The sequence below is a fragment of the Sphingobium sp. C100 genome (assembly GCF_000508185.1).
In the GTDB taxonomy this organism is placed as follows: domain Bacteria; phylum Pseudomonadota; class Alphaproteobacteria; order Sphingomonadales; family Sphingomonadaceae; genus Sphingobium.
In genome coordinates, this window is sequence record NZ_AYOY01000182.1 from 1 (window position 1) to 26190 (window position 26190).

Sequence of the window (26190 nt, forward strand, 5' to 3'; positions counted from 1 at the left end):
ATGGCCACCTGCGGGCACCGGCCCGCCGCTGGGCGCGTGGCTGTGGTCGGGCGCGCTGTCCCATTCGATATGATAGAGGTCGAAACGCCGGTCGCGCAGGTTGCGCACCGTGCCTTCGGCGCGTGCCCAGCTCAGGTCCGCGAGGTTGACATCCGCCATCGTCAGCGTCTCGACATTCTCGGTCGATTCCGCGGCAATGCCGTCGCGGGCGAACGGCAGGTCGCAGGGTGTCAGGATCGCGCTCTGGGCATATTGAATGTCCATATTGTCGACATTGGGCAGGTTGCCGACATTGCCAGACATCACGACATAGCATTGATTTTCGATCGCGCGGGCCTGCGCGCAATAGCGCACGCGCATATAGCCCAGGCGCGAGTCGGTGCAGAAGGGAACGAAGATGATGCGCGCGCCCTGATCCACCAGCCGGCGGGCCAGTTCGGGAAATTCGCTATCATAGCAGATGAGGACACCGATCGGGCCACAGTCGGTCTGGATCACGTCGAGCGAATCGCCGCCCTTGATGTTCCACCAGAAGGCTTCATTGGGTGTCGGGTGGATCTTTTCCTGGGTATGGATCGATCCGTCGCGCAACGCGACATAAGCGATATTCTGGATGTCGCCATCGTCGGCGCGGGTCGGGTGAGAGCCGCCGATGATGTTGATATTATATTCCAGCGCCATCCGCCCCAATTCCTTGGTCAGATGCGGGGTGTAGTTGGTGAGCTTGTCGATTGCTTCCATCGGTGAAAGCTTCTTGGTCTCGAACGAGAGCAGGGGGAGGGTGAAAAGTTCGGGAAAGATGATGAAGTCGGAGCGGTAATCGGCGGCGACATCGACGAAATATTCGATGTTGCGGACGAATTCGTCGAAATCCTGCACCGCGCGCGCCTGCAACTGGCAAGTGGCGATGCGGACGCTTTCGACCCCGCGCGGCACGCGCATCTCGGGCGCCTCGTCGGGATCGACATAGGGGTTGCGCCAGACCATGTGGGCGGCATGGCCGTCCGACTGCTTGTCCTCGGGCAGGTAGTTTTGCAGCACACCCAGCGGTTCGAACTGGTTCTTGAGCTGGAAGCTGATCACCTGGTCGCGCATCTTGCCGGTGACGACTTTGTCCAGATAGTCGGCCGGGCCGTGGACGCGGCGCTTGGCGCGGGCATAGCCGGGCATCCGGCCGGCGATGACGATGCCGTGCAGGTCCAGTTCCTCGGCCAGTTCCTTGCGCTCGTCATAAAGGCGCTGGCCGATGCGCAGGCCGCGCAATTTGGGGTCCACGGCCAATTCATAACCATAGAGCCATTCGCCCGCCGCGCTGTGCCGCGTACCGAAGCCATTGGCGGTGATTTCGTCCCAGTCATGCCGGGCGAAGGCCATCGCCTTGCTGACGCGCATGGTCGCGCAATAGCCCACGACTTTGCTGTCATAGAGGGCGACGAAGCAGCCATTGGGGAAATTGTTGATCTGGCCACGGATGGTGGCCAGCGAATAATTGGGCATTCCAGGGTAAGCGCGGGCGATCAGCCGCTGGATGCCGCGCACGTCCGACGGCACTGCCGCGCGGACTTCAAGGCGCTTCTTGCTGGATGTCGTCATCGCTTCGTTCCCGTCCTGCCCATGGAAAAGGCGACGCCGTGGTGCGGCGTCGCCTCGTTCCGTTACCGTATTGAAACTGTGGAAAAGCGGATCAGTTCCGCTCGTCTTATTTCCACTGGCCCATTTCGGTTTCCAGATTGACGCGGATCGCCTCGAAAAACTGCTCGGTGGTCATCCATGCCTGATCGGGGCCGATCAGCAGCGCCAGATCCTTGGTCATCGCGCCGCCTTCGACGGTCTTGATGCAGACCTTTTCCAGGGTTTCGGCGAAGCGGACGACGTCGGGCGTGTCGTCGAACTTGCCACGGAAGCTGAGGCCCTGCGTCCAGGCGAAGATCGACGCGATCGGATTGGTCGAGGTCGCCTTGCCCTGCTGATGCTGGCGATAATGGCGGGTGACGGTGCCGTGCGCGGCTTCCGCTTCGACCGTCTTGCCGTCGGGCGACATCAGGACCGAGGTCATGAGGCCGAGCGAACCGAAGCCCTGGGCCACGGTGTCGGACTGGACGTCGCCGTCATAATTTTTGCAGGCCCAGACGAACTTGCCACTCCATTTGAGGGCGGAGGCGACCATGTCGTCGATCAGGCGATGTTCGTAGACGATGCCGGCGGCCTTGAACTTGTCGGCGAATTCGGCGTCGAACACTTCCTGGAACAGATCCTTGAAACGGCCGTCATAGGCCTTGAGGATGGTGTTCTTGGTCGACAGGTAGAGCGGCCAGTTGCGGTCGAGCGCGTAGTTCATGCTCGCCTTGGCGAAATCGCGGATCGACTGGTCGAGATTATACATGCCCATAGCCACGCCGGCCGACGGGAAGTCGAACACTTCCTTGTCGATCTTCTCGCCATTTTCGCCATCCCACACCAGGCGCAGCTTGCCGGGGCCGGGGACCAGGAAGTCGGTCGCCTTATACTGGTCGCCAAAGGCATGACGGCCCACGACGATCGGGTCGGTCCAGCCTGGCACCAGGCGCGGCACGTTGCGGATGACGATCGGTTCGCGAAAGACGACGCCGCCAAGGATGTTGCGGATGGTGCCGTTGGGCGACTTCCACATCTGCTTGAGGTCGAATTCCTCGACCCGCTGTTCGTCGGGAGTGATGGTGGCGCACTTCACGCCGACGCCATATTCCTTGATCGCATTGGCGGAATCGACGGTGATCTGGTCGTTGGTCTCGTCGCGCTTCTGGACCGAGAGATCATAATATTTGAGGTCGATGTCGAGATAGGGGAGGATCAGGCGTTCACGGATCCATTCCCAGATGATTCGGGTCATCTCGTCGCCGTCAATCTCCACGACGGGGTTTTTCACCTTGATCTTCGCCATAGCGCCTATTCGCCTTCTTCTCTTGGTTGGAATTATGGGGACGCCCTAGGCAAAGCGGCGGCAATGTTCAACTGTTGAAGGCGCAGCCATCCGTCGCGCGCGGAGCCTGGCGCGGGATCGGTCGTTGTCAGGGGAACAGTCTCTCCCTAAAGACAATGACCATGGAAAATGACGAGATCACAATTGCCGCGGGCGGCAATGTCAAATGGCGCTGGCCCTCCGTTCACCCGGAGGGGAGGAAGTTCGGTCTGATCGCCGCTGCGATCACCGGCCTTCTGTTCGTGGTGGGATGGGAGATATTGGGCTGGCTGATGCTGATCGTTACGATCTGGGTCTTCGCCTTCTTCCGCGATCCGGTGCGCGCCGTGCCGCAGGATGAGGGGGCGATCATCGCCCCGGCCGATGGCCTGGTGACGCTGATCCAGCAGGTGCCGCCGCCGCGCGAAATGGCGGGACCGGACGGATTGGGCGACCAGCCGCTGATCCGCGTGTCCATTTTCATGAGCGTGTTCGACGTCCATATCAACCGCACGCCGATCGGCGGGACGGTGAAGTCGGTGGTCTATATCTCGGGCAAGTTCCTCAATGCCGATCTCGACAAGGCGAGCGAGGATAATGAGCGCCAGCATATCCTGGTGGAGCGGCATGACGGGCTGCGCGTCGGTTTTACCCAGATAGCGGGTCTGGTGGCGCGTCGGATCGTTCCCTTCGTCAAGCCCGGCGACATGGTCGCGGGGGGGCAGCGCATCGGCCTGATCCGCTTTGGCAGCCGGGTTGACGTCTACCTGCCCGCCGGCACGGCGCCGCGCGTCCTGTTGGGGCAGCGGACCATTGCGGGTGAGACTATATTGGGCCAGCTCGGCGATGCCCGCGTTGTGGCGGGAATCCAGCAGTGAGGCGGCGGCGCGCCATTCCGCGCGGGCTGCGCCGGGGCATTACGCTGCGGATGCTGGCGCCCAATGCCGTGACGGCGATGGCGCTGTGCTTCGGCCTGACGGGGGTGCGCTACGGCATTTCGGGCGAATGGGAACGGGCTGTGCTGTCCATCCTGTTCGCAGGCGTGCTCGACGGGCTGGACGGGCGTATCGCGCGGTTGCTGCGTGGCGAGAGCCGATTCGGCGCGGAACTGGACTCATTGTCCGATTCGATTGCATTCGGCGTTGCGCCGGCGCTGATTCTCTATCTCTGGTCGCTGCACGCCATGCCGAAATTCGGCTGGATCTTCGCGCTGGCCCATGCGCTGTCCTGTGCGCTGCGCCTTGCCCGGTTCAACGCCAATATCGATGTCGAGGACCAGCCGCATAAATCGGCAGGCTTCCTGACCGGGGTGCCCGCGCCGGCGGGAGCGGGACTGGCTTTTGTGCCGCTTTATCTCTGGCTGGTGACCGGAGAGGAGTTTTTCCGCGCCTGGTATGTGGTTGCACCCTGGACGGCCTTCACCGCCTTCCTGCTGATTTCCAATATCGCCACCTATAGCTGGTCGGCGCTGCGGCTGCGCAAGCGCATCCGGCTGGAAGCGATCGCGGTGGCGGGCTTGCTGGCGGCGTTGCTGGTGACCGATCCCTGGCTGACCCTGCTCATCCTGTGCGGCGCCTATATCGTGCTCATCCCCTTTGGCGTCCTGTCCTATGCCAAGGTGAAGCGGCAGCGCGAGGCGCCATCCGCCATTTGACAGTCAGGCGGCGACAATGCCGGCGGTGGGGCCAGCGGTGGGGAGAGGGCGGCCGACCTTGCGCAGCCCATGGGTTACGCGCGGGCGGCGGATGCGAACATGATAGATTGTCGGGGTCGGGGGAATCGGCTGGAACAGCAAGGCGGCGACCATTTTGTCGCGATAGGCCGTGAACATCCAGGCCATGGTGCCGATCGCCAGCAGGAAGGCGGCGGAAAACAGGGTAGCGGCGACAAGTGCGAACATGACGATCACTTTCTGGCTTGCCATTCCCATGGCATGACGCATTTATGACGTTCAAAACCGGCGTTAACCGTATCTTGTTCCGCCTGTTCCCGTTATGTTCTAAAAACGGGCCGTCGTCAACCCTTGCCATCGCCTTTTTTCGCGGGTAAAGGCGCGCCCATTCCACATGGGAATCATCATATCCGGTGCCTGACCGGCCTTCGAGGCTGTGCGACGGTTCCCGATTCCCAGAGGTAGCAACCGGAAGGAGAAAAATTATGGCGACCCCTGTCGTCACCATGCACCAATTGATCGAGGCTGGCGCCCATTTCGGCCACCAGACCCACCGCTGGAACCCGCGCATGAAGCCGTACATCTTCGGCGAGCGCAACGGCATCCACATTCTAGACCTGTCGCAGACCGTGCCGCTGTTCGGTCGCGCGCTCGACTTCGTGTCGGCCTCCGTCGCCGCCGGCGGCAAGGTGCTGTTCGTGGGCACCAAGCGCCAGGCGCAGGACCCCATCGCCGAAGCCGCCCGCAAGTCGGGCCAGCATTTCGTCAACCATCGCTGGCTGGGCGGGATGCTCACCAACTGGAAGACCATTTCGGGCTCGATCAAGCGCCTGAAGACCCTCGAGGAAAAGCTGTCGGGCGACACCCACGGCTTCACCAAGAAGGAAGTCCTTCAGATGACCCGCGAGCGCGAGAAGCTGGAACTGTCGCTGGGCGGTATCCGCGACATGAACGGCATCCCCGATGTCATGTTCGTGATCGACGCCAACAAGGAAGAGCTGGCGATCAAGGAAGCCAACACGCTGGGCATCCCGGTCGTCGCGATCCTCGATTCGAACGTCTCGCCCGATGGCATCGCCTTCCCGGTTCCGGCGAATGACGACGCCAGCCGCGCCATCCGCCTGTATTGCGACGCGATCGCCGCCGCCGCCACCAAGGGCAACCGTGGTGCGCAGCAGGCGTCGGGCGTCGATCTGGGCGCGCTGGACGAGCCCGAAGCCGAGCAGGTTGTCGCCGAAGCCTAATAAGGCGTCGCGCAACTGCAAGAATGACAGGTTAGGGCGCGCTCCACAGGAACGCGCCCTAGTGTGCATCTAAACATCGCCTATTTGAAACATCGAAACTTAGGAGCCGAAACATGGCCGAGATTACCGCTGCCGCCGTCAAGGAACTGCGCGACCGTTCGGGCGCGGGCATGATGGATTGCAAGAAGGCGCTCACCGAAGCCAATGGCGACATCGAAGCGGCAACCGACTGGCTGCGCGCCAAGGGTCTGGCCGCCGCGCAGAAGAAGTCGAGCCGCACCGCCGCTGAAGGCCTGGTCGGCGTTGCCGTCGCCGGGACCAAGGGCGTCGCCGTCGAAGTGAACAGCGAAACCGACTTCGTCGCCAAGAACGAACAGTTCCAGGATTTCGTCCGCACCGTGTCGACGGTTGCGCTGGAAACCGGCGCGGCTGATGCCGAAGCGCTGTCGAACGCATCCTATCCGGGCGCCGGCACCGTGGCCGAGAAGCTGGTGTCGAACATCGCCACCATCGGCGAGAACCAGAATGTCCGCCGCGTCGGCCATGTCGAAGTGAGCCAGGGCGTCGTCGTCCCCTATGTCCACAACGCCGCTGCGCCGGGCCTGGGCAAGATCGGCGTGCTGGTCGCGCTGGAGGGCGATGCGCCGGCCGACGTGCTGGAGCCGCTGGGCAAGCAGCTTGCGATGCACATCGCCGCTGCCTTCCCGCTGGCCCTGTCGGCCGCCGACATCGATCCGGCGCTGCTGGAGCGCGAGCGCGCCATCGCCGCTGAAAAAGCCGCTGAATCGGGCAAGCCCGCCGAGATCGTCGCCAAGATGGTCGACGGTGCGGTCGCCAAGTTCGCCAAGGAACAGGCTCTGCTGTCGCAGCTGTTCGTGATGGACAACAAGACCCCGGTCGCCGACGTCGTCGCCAAGGCGGCGAAGGACGCGGGTGCGTCGATCACGCTCAAGAGCTATATCCGCTTCCAGCTTGGCGAAGGCATCGAGAAGGAAGTCAGCGATTTCGCAGCGGAAGTCGCCGCCGCCGCCGGCGTCTGATCGCTATCGGCATTGTCGGTTGCAAGAAGGGGGCGTTCTTCGGAGCGCCCCTTTTTTTGCGTCATCTTCGGTCAGCTTAGAACGCCCAGGCTACGCCATCGCGGCAATGTCTGGCGGAGGAACGCGGCGGCGCGATCGGTGAGCTGGGCGCGCGCTGCCGGTTCGTTCAAAGGTCGGCCCAATTGAACCAGCCGGGCTTCCGTCGCGGTGGCGAGCGCGGCGGCGTCCCTATCACCACCGCCGCCCAGCCATTGGTCGAGCAGCAGTAGGTCAAGCTCGCTCGCGGCGACGGCCGACCCCAGTTTGGCCGCGGAGAGATGATCATAGGGCAGGCCATCGGATACGGCGCGGGCAATGACCCGGTTGAGCCGTTCGGCCGCCTGCAAAGGCGCTGCCTGCGCCGACCCGACCGCCAATGTCCTGGCGTGCAGCAGCAGGGCCAGGATCTGCATGGCGTTGGTGCGGCCCTGTTTACGCATTGAAGGAAGCGCAACCAAATTGGCGATGGCGCGCGGACCGGCCGCCAAATCGGCGACGATCTCTTCATAAGCGGGCCGTTGCAATGTGATTTCGCTGAAGCTGGTCGTGATGGAGAGCGCGTCGCCCGCGACCGGCGTCATCAGATGCAGCCGCACCGCATCCAGCGCCTTAGGGTCGGGCGGGGGCATGGTGTGGAGTAAGGGGCGGAAGATGTGTCGCGACGGAAGGACTGGTTGATCACCAGATCCTGCACATCCATGCGGAGCGTCTCGGCCGCCTGATCCTCGATCGTCGCGCGCAAGGCCGGTGGCAGCGCGCCGGGCAGCAGGGTTTCGGCGAGCGAGGCCGATCCGACAAAAGAAAGGCCGGCTGTGCCGACCTCCTTTAAAACTTCCGAATGCCAAAGCGGATGCCAGCCTTCGTGCAGATATTCGTGAATGAGATAGTTGCTCGATTGTCGCTTCACGGCCGCCAGCCGCGCCTTGAGCCCGGGCAGGATCTGGAAACTGGTGGCCCCGCCCGTCGCAAGCCGGTCGAACAGGGCGATCGAATCTTGAAGCACGACATCGCTCGGCTGTCCGCTCACATCCTTGATCAGGCGGCTGATGTGGCGGAAGGGGACCGTGCCCAACCAGCCGGGCTGGGCATTGTAGCCGATATAGACCAAGCCCGTGGGCTTCGTCGCCTGGCCCAGGCAGCGCACCAGGGCTTCCCGCACCATCGGTGTGATCCAGCTATAGACGCCGTGCAACGTCACATAGTCGAACTGCCCAAATTCCGTCGGCCAATCCGCAGCCAACGCCACGAAATCGCCATCGCTGAAGCGGATATTGGTGAGGCCGGCCGCTTCGGCGATGGCGCGCCCATGATCGACATGCTCCGGCAGGAAGTCGACGCCCAGAAATTCACCATGCGGATTGGCGGCGGCGAGCAGGCACAGCCCCATGCCCTGACCGCATCCCAGTTCCAGGTAGCGGAAAGGCGCGCCCGACGCGCGGCGAGCAGGCGCATGACCGGCCAGCCTCGCGGCCAGGTCCAGCCAGTCCGGCGCCATTTCCGGGCAGAAGCCATAGGTATATCCTGCCGACATATCATAGCCATGTGACGATGAAGTCATGCCTTGCCCCTGCCGGTTCTGTGGCGAAGCCTAAACAGGCGCGCGCGTCGGCGCAATTTTAAAGCGATGTGATCGATATCATATCAACATCGACATGGGATGTTTGTGGCGGGACAATTATTTCAGCGTGGCGAGATAGTCGATCACCCGTTTGCGCCGGGCCGGATCGGACAGGCCGGGGAAGGGCATTTTCGTGCCCTTGACCATCGCTTGCGGGCCGCTGAGCCATTGGTCCAGCGCCGTGACGTTCCAGGTGATGCCTGAGGCCTTGAGCGCGTCGCTATAGGCATAGCCGGGCAGGCTGGCCGCCTTGCGCCCCGCGATCCCCCGCAGATTGGGGCCGAAGCTGCCCTTGCCCGCCTGCGTAGCGTGACAGGCGGCGCAGATGGCGAAATCGGCCGGAGGTTGCGCCCAGGCTGTGGCTGTCCAGCCTGAAAGCGCCATGGCGCCGACGATACGAAGCACGATCATGGCTGGAGATCCTTGGGCAAGAAGCGGGGCGACGCCTGCCCGAAGGCTGCGCCGCCCCGTTGAGGGTCAGAGGCGATCCGCGTTCATCACCTTGGTCCAGGCGGCGGCGAAATCATCGACGAACTTCTGCCCGGCGTCGCTGGAGGCGTAGACTTCGGACACGGCGCGCAGTTCGGAGTTCGACCCGAAGATCAGGTCGACCGGGGTCGCGGTCCATTTGGCGGCACCCGAGGCGCGGTCCTTGCCCTCAAAGAGGTCCGGCGAAGCCGTCTTTGTCCAGACCGTGTCCATCGTCAGCAGGTTGACGAAGAAGTCGTTGCTGAGCGTACCCGGACGGGTCGTCAGCACGCCATGCCGCGATCCGCCGCTATTGGCGCCGAGCGCGCGCATCCCACCCACCAGCACGGTCATTTCCGGCACGGTCAGGTCCAGCGCATCCGCCTTGTCCACCAGCGCTTCGGCCGGCCCTACTTCCGCCCTGGCGGTGTAGAAGTTGCGGAAGCCGTCCGCCCTGGGCTCCAGATAGGCGAAGGAGGCGACGTCGGTCTGTGCCTGCGTCGCATCGACCCGACCGGGGGTGAAGGGCATGGAGAGCGCAAAGCCAGCGCGCTCGGCCGCCTGCTCGATCGCCGTATTGCCCGACAGGATGATGAGGTCAGCCATCGACACTTGCTTGCCCGACCGGGCGAAGTCCTTCTGGACCGCCGCCAGCTTCGTGAGCACCTTGCTCAGTTCGGCCGGGTCATTGACCGCCCAGCCGCGCTGCGGATCAAGGCGAAGGCGCGCGCCATTGGCGCCGCCGCGCATGTCGGTGCCACGGAAGGTCGAGGCCGAAGCCCAGGCGGTGCGGACCAGTTCCGGCGTCGTCAGGCCCGAGGCGAGGATCATCGCCTTCAGCTTTGCCTGATCCGCCACGTCGACCGGCGCGAAACCGGGCTTGGGCAGCGGATCTTGCCAGCTATAGCTTTCGGTCGGCACGTCCTTGCCCAGATAGCGGCCCTGGGGGCCGAGGTCGCGGTGGGTGAGCTTGAACCAGGCGCGGGCGAAGGCCTTGCCGAACAGGTCCGGGTTCTTCTGCCAGCTTTCGAGCACCTTGCGGAAGCCGGGGTCTTCCTTGAGCGCGATGTCGGTGGTGAACATGATCGGCGCGTGACGCTTGTCCTTGAGATGGGCGTCGGGCACCAGATTGGCGGCATTGGGATCGGTCGGAATCCACTGGGTCGCGCCGGCCGGGCTCTTGGTCTTGACCCAGTCGAAGTTGAGCAGATTGTCGATATATTGGGTGGTGAACTGCGTCGGCGCGGCGGACCAGGCGCCTTCGAGGCCGGAGGTCAGCGTGTCTTCCGCATTGCCCTTGCCGCATTTATTGTGCCAGCCCAGACCCTGCGCCTCCAGGCCAGCGGCGGTCGGCTCGGCGCCCAGACATTCCTCGGGCTTGCGGGCGCCATGCGCCTTGCCGAAGGTGTGGCCGCCCGCGATCAGCGCCAGCGTTTCCTCATCATCCATCGCCATGTTGCCGAAGGCGCGGCGAATGTCGGCGGCTGCGCCGATCGGATCATGATTGCCGCCCGGACCTTCGGGATTGACATAGATGAGGCCCATGGTGGTGGCGGCGAGCGACCGCTTGAGCGAGCCGTCCGGGTTGGAGCGGTCAGTGCCCATCATCTTGGTTTCAGGCCCCCAGAAGACGACGTCCGGCTGCCAGGCGTCGACGCGGCCGCCCGCAAAGCCCACGGTCTTGAAGCCCATATCCTCCAGCGCGACATTGCCCGAAAGGACCATGAGGTCGCCCCAGCTGAGCTTGCGGCCATATTTCTGCTTGATCGGCCAGACCAGGCGGCGCGCCTTGTCCAGGCTGACATTGTCGGGCCAGCTGTTGAGCGGATCGAAACGCTGTTCGCCGCCATCGGAGCCGCCGCGGCCGTCGCCCACGCGATATGTGCCCGCGCTGTGCCAGGCCATGCGGATGAAGAAGGGACCATAATGGCCATAGTCGGCCGGCCACCAGGGCTGCGAGGTGGTCAGCACCTTGCGGATGTCCGCCTTGACCGCGTCGAGATCGAGCGAGGCGAATTCCGCCGCATAGTCATAGTCCGCGCCATAAGGGTTGGACATGGCTTCATGCTGGCGCAGCGCCGTGAGGTCCAGGCGACTGGGCCACCAGTCCTTGTTGGTCATGCCGCCGGGCTTTTCGCCGACCGGCGCCCTGGCGGTCTCGCTGACCGTTTCCGCCTCGGTCGCGTGCGTCTTTGCAGGTTCCGAGGGCTTCTGGGCCAGTGCCGGCGTCATCGCCGCCGCGGCGAGCAGCGCCCATATGGACGTGGACGTCCTTCGCATATCAGTCTCCCTGTTGGTGCAGGCATGAGTGCCCTGGCGAAAGCGGATAAGGAGCGGCGTCCGCGACGGACAATTGATTGATCTGTTCACAATGATTGAGCTGCGCGATCAATCGAAACGGCCGAGAAACAAATATTTCCCTTCTGTTGCGCGATGCGACTATCTTTGGTGGCGATGGTGAAGGCGGGTGCAAACGCCGCTTGGCTTTGCCATCGTGCGCGACTAAGGTCCGCGCCGCTTTCCGCCAATCGCCAAGGATGTTCGACCGCCTATGACTCGGCCTGCTTTCAAGCGCATATTGTTGAAACTGTCGGGCGAAGTTCTGATGGGACAGGGACAGTTCGGCATCGAGCCGGAGACCGTCAGCCGCGTCGCCGGCGAGATCGCCGCGGCCAAGGATGCCGGCTTCGAGCTGTGCGTCGTGGTCGGCGGCGGCAATATTTTCCGTGGCCTCGCCGGGGCGGCGGCCGGTTTCGACCGGGCCAGCGCCGACTATATGGGGATGCTGGCGACCGTGATGAATGCGCTCGCCGTGCAGAATGCGCTGGAGAAGCTGGGCTATGACACCCGCGTCCAGTCCGCCATCCCGATGGCTTCGGTGTGCGAGCCCTATATCCGGCGCAAGGCGGTGCGGCATATGGAAAAGGGCCGGATCGTCATCTTCGCAGCGGGGACCGGCAGCCCTTTCTTCACCACCGACACCACGGCGGCGCTGCGTGCGGCGGAAATGAATTGCGACGCCCTGTTCAAGGGGACCAGCGTCGATGGCGTCTATGATGCCGATCCCAAGAAGGTGGCGGGCGCTGTCCGTTATGACGAGATCAGCTTCGACCAGGTGCTGAACGACAATCTGAAGGTCATGGACGCGAGCGCCATCGCGCTGTGCCGTGAGAACAACATCCCCATCGTCGTGTTCAACATCCGCGAAACCGGTAATCTGGCCACCGTGCTCGCCGGGCAGGGTGTTGCGACGATCGTGCAAAATCAGGAGCGCTGAAAACCATGCCGCAATATAATAAAGCCGACCTTGAACGCCGCATGGCCGGCGCCATCGAATCGCTGAAGGGCGACCTCACCGGCCTGCGCACCGGGCGCGCGAACGTGCAACTGCTCGACCCGGTGATGGTCACCGTCTATGGCGCGAACATGCCGCTCAATCAGGTGGCGACCGTGTCGGCGCCCGAACCGCGCATGTTGTCGGTGCAGGTGTGGGACAAGACCAATGTCGGTCCCTGCGACAAGGCGATCCGGTCGGCAGGCCTGGGCCTGAACCCGATCGTCGACGGGCAGACGCTGCGCCTGCCGATCCCCGACCTGACCGAGGAACGTCGCAAGGAACTGGCCAAGCTCGCCAGCAAATATGCCGAAGGCGCGCGCATCGCCGTGCGCAATGTCCGTCGCGACGGCATGGACAGCCTGAAGGCCGACGAGAAGAAGGGCGAAATCAGCGAGGATGAGCGCAAGCGCCTGGAAACCGAGGTCCAGAAACTGACCGACGGCACCATCGCCGACATCGACGCCACGGCGTCGGCGAAGGAGAAGGAAATCCTCGGCCAGTAAGCCGGGGCTTTCCTTTTGTGGCCAACGCCTGCATGTCTTCCTGATGGCCAGCCAAGCCAAGCCCGATCTGACCCGTGCCGCGCCCGCCCATGGCGCGCGCCATGTTGCCATCATCATGGACGGCAATGGCCGCTGGGCGAAGAAAAGGCTGTTGCCTCGCATCGCCGGCCATCGCGCCGGGGTGGAGGCGGTGCGCCGCGTCGCCCGCGCGGCGCAGGAGATGGGGCTGGAATGCCTGACGCTCTATGCTTTTTCGTCGGAGAACTGGAAGCGGCCGGCGAGCGAGGTCGCCGACCTCATGGGGCTGCTGCGCCGCTTCATCCAGGCGGATCTCGACGAATTCCACGCCAATGGCGTGCGGCTGCGGGTGATCGGCCATTATCAGGCGCTCGAACCCTCGCTGGTGGAACTGATCGAAAGCGCGATGGCGCGCACCGCGGGCAATAGCGGCCCGGTCATCGCGATCGCGCTCAATTATGGCGCGCAGGACGAAATGGTGCGCGCGGCCCAGCGGATCGCGCAGAAGGTGGCGCGGGGCGAACTGGCGGTTCAGGACATCGGCGTTGCTGACATTGACAGCGAACTGGACACATCCGACCTGCCGCCGCTCGACCTGATGATCCGCACGTCGGGCGAGCAGCGCCTCAGCAATTTCATGCTGTGGCAGGCCGCCTATGCCGAACTCTATTTCACCGACATGCTGTGGCCCGATTTCGACGGGCGCGCTTTGGCCGCAGCGCTTGATGCCTTCCGCTTGAGGGACCGCCGGTTCGGCGGATTGTGATTCGATGACGGATGAATTGCGCACCCGCGCCATGGTGGGCGTCGCGCTGATCGCGATGGCGCTGGGCGCCCTGCTGGCGGGCGGCTTGCTGTTCTGGCTGCTGCTGGTGGTGGCTGGCGTGTTGATGCAGGGCGAGTGGGGTAACCTGACCGGCGCGAGCGCCGAACAGCGCAAGGCGGCGATGTTTGCCGTGTCGATCCCGCTGGCGCTGCTCTGCCCCCTGGCCGCCGACATCGACTGGCCGGTGCTGATGGCGGGCGCAGCGGCGTTTTTCTTCGTCGCCTTCACCAGCCGCAACATGCGATTGGCGCTCGGCATCCCTTATATCTGCGTGCCGGTCACCGCGCTGCTGTTCCTGCGCGCCGAGCAGCCCTATGCCTATGGCCTGCTGCTGGCTTTCTGGGCGCTGGGACTGGTCTGGGCGACCGATATCGGCGCCTATTTCGCCGGCCGTTCGATCGGCGGTCCCAAGCTGGCGCCGCGGATCAGTCCATCCAAGACCTGGTCCGGCCTGGCGGGCGGCGTGTTGGCCGCGCTGGTGCTCGGTTTCCTGCTGCATCGGTTCGCCGGGCTGCCGATCCAGCTGGCGGCGGCGAGCGGCCTGCTGGCGGTGGCGGCGCAACTGGGCGACCTGTTCGAAAGCGCGATGAAGCGGCGTGCCGGGGTGAAGGATAGCGGCACGATGCTGCCCGGCCATGGCGGGGTGATGGATCGCCTCGACGGGGTGGTGGCGGCCGCGCCGCTCGCGGCCCTGCTGTATCTGGTGCTGGCGCAGGCGACATGAAGACGGTGTCCATCTTCGGCGCGACCGGATCGGTCGGCCTTTCGACGCTGGACCTGGTGCGGCGCGAGCCTGATGCCTATCGCGTGGTCGCGCTGACCGCCAACAGCGACGTCGACAATCTGGCGGCGCAGGCGCGGGCGGTCGGCGCGCAGGTCGCGGTGATCGGGCAGGAGCGGCTATACGGCGCCCTGAAGGCGGCGCTGGCCGGTTCGGGCATCGAGGCGGCGGCGGGCGAGGCCGCGCTGGTCGATGCGGCGGCGCTGGGCGCGGACTGGACCATGGCCGCCATCGTCGGCTGCGCGGGCCTGACCCCCACCATGGCCGCGCTCAAGGCGGGCGGCACGGTCGCCCTCGCCAACAAGGAATCGCTGGTGTCGGCCGGCGGGCTGATGATGGCGGCGGCGCAGGAAACGGGAGCGACGCTGCTGCCGGTCGACAGCGAGCATAATGCGATCTTCCAATGCCTGGCCGGGGGCAGTCTGGACGATGTCGCCCGGATCATCCTGACCGCGAGCGGCGGTCCTTTCCGCACGCGCAGCCGCGCCGACATGGTCGGCATCACGCCCGCGCAGGCGGTCGCCCATCCCAATTGGTCGATGGGCGCGAAGATCAGCGTCGACAGCGCGACGATGATGAACAAGGGGCTGGAACTGATCGAGGCGGCGCATCTTTTTCCGGTCGGGCTCGACCGGATCGAGATACTCGTCCATCCCCAGTCGGTCATTCATTCGATGGTCGAATATCGCGACTGTTCGACGCTGGCACAGCTCGGTTCGCCCGATATGCGCATTCCGATCGCCCATGCGCTCGCCTGGCCGCAGCGGATCGCCACGCCCTGCCAGAAGCTCGACCTGGTGACGATTGGCAGACTCGACTTCGAAGCCCCTGACGAAGAACGCTTTCCTGCCCTTCGCCTGACCCGCGCGGCGGCGGCCGAAGGGGGGGCGACGCCCGCCATCCTGAACGCGGCCAATGAGGTCGCGGTGGCGGCCTTTTTGGCCGGTCGCATCGGCTTCCTTGATATTGCCATGATTGTGGAGGATGTGTTGGGCCGCTATAGCGCGGCACGACCAGCCACGATCGGGGACGTGCTGGCGGCTGACGCGCAGGCTCGCACAGAAGCGGACCAAGTGATGGAAAGATTGACGGCTTGATCCAGAATCCCGGCTTCCTGCTGACCGTTTTCGCCTTCGTGGCGGTCATCGGACCGCTCGTCTTCGTCCATGAGCTGGGCCATTATCTGGTCGGCCGCTGGTGCGGGGTGAAGGCGGAGGCTTTCTCTATCGGCTTCGGGCCGGAACTGTTCGCCTGGGTCGACCGGCGCGGCACCCGCTGGCGCGTGGCGGCGCTGCCGCTGGGCGGCTATGTCCGCTTCAAGGGCGACATGAACGCGGCCAGCATGACCGATCCGGCCTGGTTGCAAATGCCCGCGAAGGACCGGGCGGAAAGCTTCCCGGCCAAGCCGCTGTGGCAGCGTGCGCTGATCGTGGCGGCGGGACCGGCGATCAATTTCCTGTTCGCCATCGCCATTCTGGCGACCTTCGCCTTCGTCCATGGCGAAAGCCGCACTCCTGCGGTCGCGGGCATCGTGGAGCAGGGCAGCGCGGCCGACGCGGCGGGGATCAGGGTCGGCGATCGCATCCTGTCCTTCAACGGACGGGCGATGGACACCTATACCGACATGGTCATGTACACCCGCATCCGGCCGGACGAGCCGGTCGATGTGGTGATCGACCGTGACGGCCGCCGGCTGGAGATCCAGACCCGGATCGGCGCGGTGATGGAGGATGATGGTTTCGGGCAGAAATTCCGCGTCGGCCGACTGGGCATCGGCGCGGGCGATCCGGTGGTCGAGCGCGTCGGCCTGCTGCGCGCGCCGGTGGTGGCGGTCGAGCGGACCGGGCAGATCGTCCGAACGATGGTCGAGACGCTGGGGCAGATCGTAAGCGGCGGCCGTTCGATCAAGGAACTGGGCGGGCCGCTAAAGATCGCGCAGGTGTCGGGACAGGCGGCGACGCTGGGGCTGGAAAGCTTCATCTTCTTCGCCGCGCTTATCTCGATTAACTTGGGGTTCATCAACCTCTTGCCAATTCCCATGCTGGATGGCGGGCATCTGCTCTTTTACGGGATCGAGGCGGTGCAGCGGCGGCCGGTCAGTCCGCAGGCGCAGGAATGGGCCTATCGGTCGGGCCTGGCGGTGCTGATGGCGATGATGCTGTTGGTGACTTTCAACGATTTGTCGTCTTTCGGGCTTTGGAAGAGCCTGTCCGGCTTGATCGGCTGACGCGCATCGGGCAGGGAAGCCCGGTTTGGCGTCGTCTGTTACGGCGGAAACATTTTTTTGAGTTTTGAGGTGGAGCGGTGACAGCGATGAACAGCAGCTTGAGGCAGCGCCCGATCGTGGCCGCCCTGTTGGCGACGACCATGATCGCGGGCCTCACGGCGGTTCCGGCGGCGGCGCAGGACGCCTCCGCGCCGGCACCGGCGGCCGTGCCCACCATGGCGCCCCAGGGCACCATCCGCAGCATCGCGGTGAACGGCACCCAGCGGCTGGAGCCGGACACGGTGCTGTCCTACACCAAGCTGCGCACCGGCCAGCCCTTCAGCCAGGAGAGCCTGGACCAGGCGCTGCGCGACCTGTACGAGACGGAACTGTTCGCCGACGTCCAGATCCGCAACGACAATGGCGCGCTGACGGTGGAGGTGAAGGAAAACCCCGTCATCAACCGCATCGTCCTGGAAGGTAATAAGCGGTTGAAGGACGACAAGATCCGTCCTGAAATAAAACTCGCTCCGCGGCAAATCTATACCCGTTCGAAGGTGCGCGCCGACGTCGCCCGCATCGTCGAGCTGTATCGCCGCCAGGGCCGCTTCGCCGCGACGATCGAACCGAAGATGGTCCAGCTCGACCAGAACCGTGTCGATATCGTGTTCGAAATTTCGGAAGGACCGAAATCCAAGGTCCGCCAGATCAACATCATCGGCAACGAGAAGTTCAGCGACGGCGACCTGCGCAGCCAGATGGTGACCAAGCAGTCGCGCTGGTTCCGCATCTTCTCGTCGGGCACCAGCTATGATCCCGATCGACTGGCCTATGACCAGCAGAAGCTGCGCCAATATTATCTGACCGAAGGCTATGCCGATTTCCGCGTCATTTCTGCGGTCGCGGAGCTGACGCCCGACAAGCAGGACTTCATCATCACCTATGTCGTCGAGGAAGGCGACCGCTACAAGTTCGGCGACGTGAAGGTCGAATCCGATATTCGCGACCTGTCCGGCGACATGTTGACCACCCGGTTGCCGATGAAGAAGGGCGACTGGTACAACGCCAAGCAGGTCGAGGACACGGTCGATACGCTGAGCGAGACGGCGGGCCTGTTCGGCTATGCCTTCGCCGACGTGCAGCCCGACTTCAACCGCGACAAGGAAAGCCTGACGATGGGGATTAATTTCCGCATCGCCAATGCGCCGCGCGTCTATGTCGAGCGGGTCGACATCAACGGCAACACGCTCACCCAAGACAAGGTGGTTCGTCGCGAGTTCCGCCTGGCCGAAGGCGACGCCTTCAACAGCTTTCTGGTCAAGCGTTCGAAGGACCGGATCAATTCGCTGGGCTTCTTCCAGGAGAAGCTGGACATCGAGCAGAAGCCCGGCTCCGCGCCCGACCGCATCGTGCTGGAAACCAACGTTCAGGAAAAATCGACCGGCGAATTGTCGCTTTCGGCCGGTTTCTCGTCGCTGGAACGCTTCATCGTGTCGGCGTCGATCACCCAGCGCAACTTCCGCGGCAAGGGCCAGGAACTGCGCACCTCGGTCAATTATTCGGCTTATTCCAAGTCGGTCGAAGTGGGCTTTACCGAGCCTTATTTCATGGACAAGAATATCGCGCTGGGCGGCGACATTTATCGCCGCGATCTCAACAGTTTCCGTTATCTGACCAATAATGATCGCGACACGACCTACGAGCAGACCACGACCGGCTTCCAGATCCGGGCTGGCGTGCCGATCACCGAATATATATCGCTGGCGCTGCGTTACAGCCTGAATTTCGACGATGTGACGCTCGACAAGGACACCTATTATTCGGACACCGACGGCAATGGCACGACCGAGTGCGATCCGCTGCTCGCAGGCCGCTATCTGTGCGACGCGATCGGGAAGCGGACGACCTCCTCGATCGGCTACTCGCTGATCTATGACACGCGCAACAACCGCATCCGCCCGACGCGCGGCCAAAATGTGGTGCTGAGCCAGGATTTCGCGGGCCTGGGCGGCGACGTCAAATATGTGAAGACCCGCCTGTCGGCGTCGAAATATTGGCCGCTGGGCGCGGGCTTCATTTTCTCGCTGTCGGGCGAGGGCGGCTATATCCACAGCCTGGAAGGCGAACGGCGCGATGCTTCAGGCCAGCTGGTCGACAAGGTCCGCCTGACCGATCGCTTCTTCCTGGGCGAGCCGCAATTTCGCGGCTTCGACATTCGCGGCGTCGGCCCGCGCGTGAAGCGCTATTATCTGACGGCTGAGACTGATGCGGATGGCAACGCCACCGGCAAATATGTTCGGAACAACAGCAACAACAATGTTTCGGATGACGCGCTGGGCGGCAAGATCTATTATCTGGCCCGCGCCGAAGTCGAGATCCCGCTAGGTTCGGGCGCGCGCGAAATGGGGCTGCGCCCGTCGATCTTCATGGACGCAGGTGCGGTCGCCGGGTTGAAGAACCCCGGCACGATCAATTTCGCCGGCTATTGCACGGTGACCACCGGAACGACGTCTACAACCGAACGCGCGAAGGCGGTCGGCACCTGCGAGGACCAGCCGACCGGAACGACCGCCACCTACAGCGGTGGCGGCTTCGAGGAAGTCTATCTCGGCGATACGCTCAAGCCGCGTCTGTCGGTGGGCTTTGGCGTCAACTGGAACTCGCCCTTCGGCCCGTTCCGCATCGACATCGCCAAGGCCCTGCTCAAGGAACCAGGGGACGACAACAAGCTCATCACCTTCAACGTAGGGACTCAATTCTGATGAAGACTATCGTTAAAGCCGCGGCGCTCGTTCTGGCGCCCATGACCGCCATGGCGCTGACCGCCGTGCCGGCCGCCGCCCAGACCAAGTCCGGCCTCGCCGTCGTCGACCTGGAGGAAGCCGTCGCCAAGAGCACGGCCTTCACCACCGCGATGACGCAGATGCAGACCACCTACAAGCCGCAGCTCGACCAACTGACCACGCGTCGCAGCGCGATCGAGGCGGACCTCAAGACCAAGAATGACGCGTTGCAGGCCGCCTACAAGGCCGCCGGCAACAAGCCGACGCCTGCGATCGAGACCCAGTATCAGCAATTGCAGCAGGCCCAGCAGACCGGCCAGGCCGAATTGCAGCGCCTGACGCAGCCGGTGGCGCTCGCCCGCGCCTATGTCGAACAGCAGATCGTCGACAAGCTGGACGATGCGCTGAAGGCCGCGACCGCCAAGACCAAGTCGGAGATCGTGTTCAAGAAGGCGGCGACCGAAAGCTTCGGCGCCGGGGCCGACATCACGCCCGCCGTCATCACCGAACTCAACGCGCTGGTGCCCAGCGTCAGCATCACTCCGCCTGCTGGCTGGCAGCCTGGCGGTCAGGGTCAAGGCCAGGCTGCGGCCGCCGCTCCGGCGACCCCGGCGCAGGCACCCAAGTCGCGCTGAACATAAATGACGGGAGAGGTTGAATCGACTGCGCGTGGCCCGATGGATATCCGTCGGGTCATGGCTGCGCTGCCGCACCGTTATCCGATGCTGCTGATCGATCGCGTGGTTTCGCTGGCGCTGGGCCAGTCGATCCATGCGATCAAGGCGGTGTCGGTGAACGAGCCGTTTTTCCAGGGGCATTTCCCGACCAGGCCGATCATGCCCGGCGTGCTGATCGTGGAAGCGATGGCGCAGGCGGCGGGCGTGCTGGCGGTGGAATCGATGAATTTGGCCGATTCGGGCAAGCTCGTCTATTTCATGAGCATCGACGGCGCGAAATTCCGTTCGCCAGTGGAGCCGGGCTGCCTGCTCGACCTCTATGTCGAGGTGACGCAGAACAGGGGCGCGATCTGCAAATTTTCGGGTAAGGCGATGGTCGACGGCAAGCTGGCATCGGAAGCCAATTTCGTTGCGATGATCACGGACCCGCCAGCGGATTGACGGTCGGCGCGCCGTCCGGGCATGGACCAGCGACAATAAGGGCAGGCTTCCCCCTTGCCATGGCGCGCCGAAACCGCTAACGGCGCGCCTTCGCATTTTTTCGCATCCGGCCGGTCGGAAACCGGTCACCAAAGGAGCACACCGCCATGAAGGCCGATACCCACCCCGATTACCACATGATCACCGTCCAGATGACCGACGGCACCACTTTCCAGACCCGTTCGACCTGGGGCAAGGAAGGCGATACGCTGGCGCTCGACATCGATCCCAAGTCGCATCCGGCCTGGACGGGCGGCAACCGCCAGCTCGACACCGGCGGCCAGGTGGCGCGCTTCAACAAGCGCTTTGGCGGCCTGACGCTGAAGAAGTAATCGGCCTTCGACGGTTGAATGAGAAGGGCGCCCCGGTGGCGCCCTTTTTGTTTTTGCGGCAATCGCGATCTGTGACTGGAAGTGGCATCGCTCCCATCGTTGCCCCGGCAAAGGCTGGGCGCGCAGGCGAGGCGGTGTGGGGGAAGTGCTGCCCATGCCGATGCTGCTGCGCGCTTGCGCCGCAGATGCCGGCCTGCGCTGGCATGACGGGGGGAATGGGGATTGGCCGATAGCGACCAGAAATTGCCGTTCATCGTCCTTAATCGATGTCCCATGACCAGACGTTTACGACAGAGGCTCCGGCTTCAGAGTGATATAGTAACAGTAAATGGCTCCGAAAACCCCGATTATGAAGCCAACGAGAAAACTTTCCCAATAGCTACCGCTCCGCATATGATCCGCCGACCGCTTGATTTGAGACCTACGCCATTCTCTTGATACGATTATATTTTTTCTGCAATCGGTTACCCCATAGATTATATTGAATGAACGATACCGCTTAAGGGCAAAACAGCCATGAAGTGGAATATCGTATCTATGTGGGATGCAATATCTACCTCTATCACCGGGACCGCATGTCACAGATAGTTTTTTATCCCCAACGACTTTGAGATATCTGTGGCGAATGTCTGCATAGTCAAGCTTGCCCTTAACCGTGAAGACTGGAGCCACCTCTAAGGATCGGTCGAACTCACTATATTTGGATGTGTCATGCAGCCCAGTGATCAAGCCCATTCCTATTGGAACGCACAGTGAAATTCCAAGCCGTTTAGAAAATACCCAACTTGCCATGGGGCGCTTTTAAAACGTGATGATTGAAAAATGAAAAACGTCAGAATTTGCGACGTTTTTCCTAAAAGCAGCCTGTCCGCTCCCCACCCAAATCGGACATGCGTCGGGCGCGGCTATGCCCTGGCCGTCGCCTGCTCGGCATCCAGAAACGCCGCCACGTCGTCCAGCGCGACGTCCTTCGACAGGAAGGTCCGGCCGATGCCGCGCGCGAGGAGGAAGGGGAGGGTGCCGGCCGCCATTTTCTTGTCGTGGAGCATGTGCGCGACCAGCGTGGCGCCGTTGGCGGTGACGTGGGCGGTGGCGAGGTCGTGGGGTAGGCCCACGGCCTGGAGATGCGCCGTGACGCGATCGGCGTCTTCCCGTGGGCAGAGGCCCAGATGGGCGGAATAGCGGAAGGCGAGCGCCATGCCCGCCGCCACCCCTTCGCCATGGAGCAATGTGTCGGAAAAGCCGGTGTCGGCCTCCAGCGCATGGCCGAAGGTGTGGCCGAGGTTAAGGAGGGCGCGGCGGCCCGATGTTTCGCGCTCGTCATCGGCGACGATCGCGGCCTTGGCGGTGACGCTGCGTTCGATCGCATGGGTGCGCGCCTGCGGATCGCCGGCGAGCAGGCGGTGGCCGTCGCTTTCGCACCAGGCGAAGAAGGCGGGATCGTCGATCAGGCCATATTTGACGACTTCGGCATAGCCGGCGCGGGTTTCGCGCGGGGGCAGGCTGTCGAGGGTCGAGGGGTCGATGAGGACGAGGGCGGGCTGGTAGAAGCTGCCGATCAGATTCTTGCCCGCGCCGGCGTTGATCGCGGTCTTGCCGCCGACCGACGAATCGACCTGGGCGAGCAGGGTGGTGGGCACCTGGATGAAGTGGCAGCCGCGCTTCAGGATCGAGGCGGCGAAACCGACCAGATCGCCGATCACGCCGCCGCCCAGCGCCACGACATGATCGCCGCGCTCGATTTCCAGCGCCAGCAGCGCGTCGAGCAGATGCTGAAGATGGGTCCAGCTCTTGGTCTGTTCGCCCGGCGGCAGGATGATGGGTTCGACCCGGATGCCGGCGGCGCGCAGGCTGGCGTCCAGGCGGGGCAGTTGCGCGGCGGCGACATGGGAATCGGTGACGACCACGAGCCGGCCGTTGCGGGCATGGCGCTTGAGCGTTTCGCCGGCGCGGTCGAGCGCGCCCTGCTCGATGATGATGTCGTAGCTGCGCGCGTCCAGCGCGACCCGGACTATTGCCATGCCGTCAATTGCTCCATGATGCGGTCGACCGCGACGTCATGCGGCGCCGCGATGCTCTTTACGTGGATGGGGGCGAGCGCATAGACCGGGTTGCGGACCGCCGCCAGTTCGACGAGCACCGCGCGCGGATCGCGATTTTTGAGCAGGGGACGCCCGTCGCGGCGCGATACGCGATCCACCAGAATGTCGATGTCGGCGTCCAGCCAGATGGCGGTGGCGGTGTCGAGGATCAGCTTGCGCGTCTCTTCCTGCATGAAGGCGCCGCCGCCGGTCGCGATCACCTTGGGAGCGCCGTCCATCAGCCGGGCGATGACGCGCCGCTCGCCATCGCGAAAATAGGCTTCGCCATAGCGTTCGAAAATCTCGCTCACGCTCATGCCGGCGGCCTTCTCAATCTCCTCGTCCGCGTCGACGAAGGCGAGGCCGAGGCGCGCGGCGAGGCGGCGGCCGACGGTCGATTTGCCGACCCCCATCATGCCCACCAGGACGATGGGGCCGCGCCTGGTCTGGCCATCCGGGATTTTGCTGTTTCGTTGCATGGCTCGCGGGGCTATACAGCCAGCCGTCACAGAGGCAAATCGCATCTTTCCAAGTCATCCGGCCTTGCAGGCCCGGACAGCCATAGCCAAGGACCTATGAAGAATAACCGCAACTTCAGCAGTTTCGAGGGCAGTTCGCGTCGCCGTGGCGGCCGCCTGCCGATCATCCCCATCATCATCGTCCTGCTGGTCGCGGCCCTGCTCGCCTTTTTCTGGTCGCGCGGCGGCGAAAAGCCGCAGCAGCGCGTCGAAAAGATCATCCCCGCCGAGAAGCTGGGTCAGTAAGGCGGATGCGCTGGCCGCGGGCTAATGCGAAATGGGCGCTGGGCAGCTTCGCGCTGGCCCTGACCTTGCCCGTGGTCGCGCAACAGGCGCCCGAATCGCTGTTGCCGCCCGGTTTCGGCGATGCGCCCGAAGCGCCCGCGCCGCAGCCGGGCAGGCCGACGTCGCCGACGGCTCAGCCAACGCCGGCATCGCCCGCCACGCCCGCGCCTGTGCCGATGGTGCAGCCGCTCGACCCCGCACTGACGGCGGCGCTGGGGCAGGAGGCCGACAATGCCGCCGAAGACGAACTGACGCCCGAGGAGATCGCGGCGCAGAAGGCCAAATATGACCTGCCCGACACGGCGCGCCGGTCGCTCGATCGCATCGGCCCGCTGACGCCGCGCACGCGCGGTTTCGAGCCGGATGCGTTCGGCAATGAATCGGGCCGGTATCTGGCGACGCTGATGCAGCAGACCCATGCGCCGATCGTGTCGCGCTGGGCCTCCATCTTGTTGCGACGGGCGCTGCTGACTGCGACCGATACGCCGCGCGACATTGACGGGGCCGACTGGGCGGCCGAGCGGGCCTGGCTGTTGCTGCGCATGGGCGAGGCGGACAGCGCCCGGCTGATGGTGCAGAGCGTCGATCCCGATCGCTATACGCCCCGGCTCTACGCCATTGCGATGCAGACCTATCTGGCGACCGCCGACCCGGCCGGGCTGTGCCCGCTGTCGGCAGGCGCGCTGCGCACCAGCAAGGAACCGGGCTGGGACATGACGCGGGCGATCTGTCCGGCGCTGTCGGGCGACCAGGGCAGCGCCAGCGGGGCGCTCAACCAGGCGCAGCGCAAGGGGGTGGTGCGGGGCATCGATTATCGGCTGGCGGAAAAGGTGGTGGGCACCGGCTTCAACGCGCGCCGGTCGGTCAATATCGAATGGGACGGGGTCGATCGGCTGACCGCCTGGCGCTTTGGCCTGGCGACCGCGCTCAATGTCGAAATTCCCGACGATCTTTATAAAACTGTGGGATCGCACGTGCGCGCCTGGGAAGCGCGCGCGCCGGCGCTCAGCCCGTTGCGGCGGCGGCCGGGCGCGGAGATCGCGGCGCGGCTGGGCGTCTTTTCGAGCGCGGCGCTGGTCGGTTTCTACAGCCAGTTGGACAACGAAGCCGACACCCCGAACGAGATCGCCGACAAGGCCGACGCGCTGCGCACCGCCTATGCCGGCGCGACCGTGGGCGACCGGATCGGCGCGATGCACAGTTGGTGGCAGGATAATGCCAGCCCGGATTATGTCGGCCTGATCGCGACGGCCCGCGCCGCCGCCGCGCTGCCCGTGGCGAAGGCCGATGCGCAGGATGCGGCCAATCTGGTCGCGTCGATGTTGACCGCCGGTTATGACCGCAATGCCGCGCGCTGGGCGCGGGCGTTCGGCCAGTTGAGCGGCGATGGCGCCTCGCAATTCTGGGCGCTGCTCGCCGTCGGGGCGCCCAGCCCCGTGGTCGATATCAACAGCAGCCGGGTGTCGGGCTATGTCGGCGAAGCCGGGGCGGACAAGGGCCGGATGCTGATCGCCGCGCTGGCCGGCCTGTCGCGCCTGTCGCCGCAGGATGCGACGGCGCTGGCGCAGGATAATGGCGTGTCCCTGGCCGCCGACAGCCGCTGGGCGCGCGCCATCGGCGGGGCGGCGCAGCGGGGCGAGAAGGCGACCGTGGCGCTGCTGGCGGCGGTCGGGATGCAGGGCAGCGACTGGAGCCGGATGCCGCCCGCGCATCTTTATCATGTCGTGGCGGCGCTGCACCGGGTCGGGCTGGACCCCGAAGCGCGGATGATCGCGGCCGAGGCGCTCAGCCGGGTGTGACCATGGGGCAGGAGGACGCCGCCCTGCTCGACCGTTTCCTGGAAATGATGGCGGCCGAGCGGGGGGCGTCGCGCAATACGTTGCTGGCCTATCGCGCCGACCTGACGGGCGCGGGCGACCTGCTGGGCGGCCTTGCCGGCGCGACAAGGGATGGGCTGGGCGGTCTGGCCGCGCAATGGGCGACGCTGGCCGCCGCGACGGTGGCGCGCAAGGCGTCCGCGCTGCGCGCCTTCTACGGATTTCTGGAGGAGGAGGGGCTGCGGGCCGACAATCCTTCCGCGGCGCTGCCGCGGCCGGTGACGCGGCGGCCATTGCCCAAGATCCTGTCGACGGCGGAGGTCGACCGCTTCTTCACGCTGATCGCCGAGCGGCTGGACGTGGCCCATCCCGCGCCGCTGGATCTGCGGCTCGCGGCGCTGATCGAACTGCTTTACGGGTCGGGCCTGCGGGCGACCGAACTGGTGTCGCTGCCGCGCCGCGCGCTTGCCGCCGACCGGCCTTTCCTGATCCTGCGCGGCAAGGGCGCGCGCGAGCGGCTGGGGCCG

The 26190-nt window shown here is 64.5% G+C and carries 26 protein-coding genes; 17 read left to right on the forward strand and 9 right to left on the reverse strand.

The features are described 5' to 3' along the window. Positions 1 to 1593 (reverse strand): carbon-nitrogen hydrolase family protein (locus C100_RS42950; protein ID WP_024021323.1); only part of this gene is annotated, 1593 nt, incomplete at its 3' end. A gap of 106 nt (positions 1594 to 1699) precedes the next feature. Further along, complete coding sequence (locus C100_RS42955) at positions 1700 to 2920, reverse strand: NADP-dependent isocitrate dehydrogenase (RefSeq protein WP_024021324.1); 1221 nt, start codon at positions 2918 to 2920, stop codon at positions 1700 to 1702. Between the two features lie 161 nt (positions 2921 to 3081). Between C100_RS42955 and C100_RS42960 the strand changes: the two genes are divergently transcribed. Beyond that, positions 3082 to 3816, forward strand: coding sequence for a phosphatidylserine decarboxylase (locus C100_RS42960; RefSeq protein ID WP_031310085.1), 735 nt, complete (start codon positions 3082 to 3084; stop codon positions 3814 to 3816). Between the two features lie 50 nt (positions 3817 to 3866). Next, positions 3867 to 4592 (forward strand): CDP-alcohol phosphatidyltransferase family protein, encoded by a 726-nt coding sequence (locus C100_RS42965; protein ID WP_052028365.1) that lies wholly within the window; start codon positions 3867 to 3869, stop codon positions 4590 to 4592. Positions 4593 to 4595: 3 nt separating this feature from the next. Here C100_RS42965 and C100_RS42970 read toward each other — a convergent pair whose 3' ends face one another. After that, on the reverse strand, positions 4596 to 4868 hold the full coding sequence (locus tag C100_RS42970; RefSeq protein ID WP_235219128.1) for a hypothetical protein: 273 nt from the start codon (positions 4866 to 4868) through the stop codon (positions 4596 to 4598). A 227-nt stretch (positions 4869 to 5095) separates the two neighbouring features. On the opposite strand from C100_RS42970, the gene rpsB reads away from it, so the two are divergent. Both rpsB and tsf read left to right on the forward strand, forming a co-directional pair. After that, the gene (gene rpsB / locus C100_RS42975) at positions 5096 to 5854 is read left to right on the forward strand and encodes a 30S ribosomal protein S2 (protein ID WP_024021327.1); all 759 of its coding nucleotides are present in this window, start codon (positions 5096 to 5098) and stop codon (positions 5852 to 5854) included. A 113-nt stretch (positions 5855 to 5967) separates the two neighbouring features. Further along, positions 5968 to 6894, forward strand: a complete 927-nt coding sequence (tsf, locus tag C100_RS42980) for a translation elongation factor Ts (RefSeq protein ID WP_024021328.1) — start codon at positions 5968 to 5970, stop codon at positions 6892 to 6894. Between the two features lie 71 nt (positions 6895 to 6965). Here tsf and C100_RS42985 read toward each other — a convergent pair whose 3' ends face one another. From C100_RS42985 to katG, 4 genes are all read right to left on the reverse strand, one after another. Then, entirely contained in the window at positions 6966 to 7529 is a 564-nt protein-coding gene (locus C100_RS42985) for a hypothetical protein (protein ID WP_031310086.1), read from the reverse strand. Further along, the gene (locus C100_RS42990) at positions 7514 to 8491 is read right to left on the reverse strand and encodes a class I SAM-dependent methyltransferase (protein ID WP_084625493.1); all 978 of its coding nucleotides are present in this window, start codon (positions 8489 to 8491) and stop codon (positions 7514 to 7516) included. Before C100_RS42990 ends, C100_RS42985 begins: the two co-directional genes overlap by 16 nt. A gap of 117 nt (positions 8492 to 8608) precedes the next feature. Further along, complete coding sequence (locus C100_RS42995) at positions 8609 to 8962, reverse strand: c-type cytochrome (protein ID WP_024021331.1); 354 nt, start codon at positions 8960 to 8962, stop codon at positions 8609 to 8611. A gap of 66 nt (positions 8963 to 9028) precedes the next feature. After that, positions 9029 to 11299: a catalase/peroxidase HPI gene (gene katG, locus C100_RS43000; protein ID WP_024021332.1), complete on the reverse strand. Its 2271-nt coding sequence runs from the start codon at positions 11297 to 11299 to the stop codon at positions 9029 to 9031. A 271-nt stretch (positions 11300 to 11570) separates the two neighbouring features. Between katG and pyrH the strand changes: the two genes are divergently transcribed. The 10 genes from pyrH (at position 11571) to rpmE (ending at position 20962) form a co-directional block, all read left to right on the forward strand. Further along, positions 11571 to 12296: a UMP kinase gene (gene pyrH / locus C100_RS43005; RefSeq protein ID WP_024021333.1), complete on the forward strand. Its 726-nt coding sequence runs from the start codon at positions 11571 to 11573 to the stop codon at positions 12294 to 12296. Positions 12297 to 12301: 5 nt separating this feature from the next. Then, entirely contained in the window at positions 12302 to 12859 is a 558-nt protein-coding gene (gene frr / locus C100_RS43010) for a ribosome recycling factor (protein WP_024021334.1), read from the forward strand. 43 nt (positions 12860 to 12902) lie between these two features. Next, positions 12903 to 13643 carry an isoprenyl transferase gene (locus C100_RS43015; protein ID WP_024021335.1) on the forward strand — a complete coding sequence of 247 codons (741 nt, stop codon included), beginning with the start codon at positions 12903 to 12905 and terminating at the stop codon, positions 13641 to 13643. Positions 13644 to 13647: 4 nt separating this feature from the next. Next, the gene (locus C100_RS43020; protein WP_024021336.1) at positions 13648 to 14427 is read left to right on the forward strand and encodes a phosphatidate cytidylyltransferase; all 780 of its coding nucleotides are present in this window, start codon (positions 13648 to 13650) and stop codon (positions 14425 to 14427) included. Beyond that, the gene (locus tag C100_RS43025) at positions 14424 to 15581 is read left to right on the forward strand and encodes a 1-deoxy-D-xylulose-5-phosphate reductoisomerase (protein WP_024021337.1); all 1158 of its coding nucleotides are present in this window, start codon (positions 14424 to 14426) and stop codon (positions 15579 to 15581) included. Before C100_RS43020 ends, C100_RS43025 begins: the two co-directional genes overlap by 4 nt. Beyond that, positions 15578 to 16711 (forward strand): RIP metalloprotease RseP, encoded by a 1134-nt coding sequence (gene rseP / locus C100_RS43030; RefSeq protein WP_024021338.1) that lies wholly within the window; start codon positions 15578 to 15580, stop codon positions 16709 to 16711. Before C100_RS43025 ends, rseP begins: the two co-directional genes overlap by 4 nt. Before the next feature lie 86 nt (positions 16712 to 16797). Next, on the forward strand, positions 16798 to 19452 hold the full coding sequence (bamA, locus tag C100_RS43035; protein ID WP_024021339.1) for an outer membrane protein assembly factor BamA: 2655 nt from the start codon (positions 16798 to 16800) through the stop codon (positions 19450 to 19452). After that, positions 19452 to 20108, forward strand: a complete 657-nt coding sequence (locus tag C100_RS43040) for an OmpH family outer membrane protein (RefSeq protein WP_024021340.1) — start codon at positions 19452 to 19454, stop codon at positions 20106 to 20108. Before bamA ends, C100_RS43040 begins: the two co-directional genes overlap by 1 nt. Before the next feature lie 6 nt (positions 20109 to 20114). Beyond that, positions 20115 to 20591, forward strand: coding sequence for a 3-hydroxyacyl-ACP dehydratase FabZ (gene fabZ / locus C100_RS43045; RefSeq protein WP_031310087.1), 477 nt, complete (start codon positions 20115 to 20117; stop codon positions 20589 to 20591). Positions 20592 to 20737: 146 nt separating this feature from the next. Beyond that, positions 20738 to 20962: a 50S ribosomal protein L31 gene (gene rpmE, locus C100_RS43050; RefSeq protein ID WP_009822308.1), complete on the forward strand. Its 225-nt coding sequence runs from the start codon at positions 20738 to 20740 to the stop codon at positions 20960 to 20962. Between the two features lie 905 nt (positions 20963 to 21867). Here the strand turns inward: rpmE and aroB are convergent. Together aroB and C100_RS43060 are read right to left on the reverse strand one after the other, a co-directional pair. Beyond that, positions 21868 to 22983: a 3-dehydroquinate synthase gene (gene aroB / locus C100_RS43055; protein WP_024021342.1), complete on the reverse strand. Its 1116-nt coding sequence runs from the start codon at positions 22981 to 22983 to the stop codon at positions 21868 to 21870. Next, positions 22974 to 23522: a shikimate kinase gene (locus C100_RS43060; protein WP_024021343.1), complete on the reverse strand. Its 549-nt coding sequence runs from the start codon at positions 23520 to 23522 to the stop codon at positions 22974 to 22976. The genes aroB and C100_RS43060 overlap by 10 nt, the downstream gene beginning before the upstream one ends. A 96-nt stretch (positions 23523 to 23618) precedes the next feature. Here C100_RS43060 and C100_RS43065 point away from each other — a divergent pair, with 96 nt between their 5' ends. From C100_RS43065 to C100_RS43075, 3 genes are all read left to right on the forward strand, one after another. Beyond that, the gene (locus C100_RS43065) at positions 23619 to 23807 is read left to right on the forward strand and encodes a hypothetical protein (RefSeq protein WP_024021344.1); all 189 of its coding nucleotides are present in this window, start codon (positions 23619 to 23621) and stop codon (positions 23805 to 23807) included. A gap of 5 nt (positions 23808 to 23812) precedes the next feature. Next, positions 23813 to 25645, forward strand: a complete 1833-nt coding sequence (locus tag C100_RS43070) for a hypothetical protein (protein WP_024021345.1) — start codon at positions 23813 to 23815, stop codon at positions 25643 to 25645. A 2-nt stretch (positions 25646 to 25647) separates the two neighbouring features. Continuing rightward, a partial coding sequence (locus tag C100_RS43075) for a site-specific integrase (protein ID WP_024021346.1) occupies positions 25648 to 26190 on the forward strand: 543 nt, incomplete at its 3' end.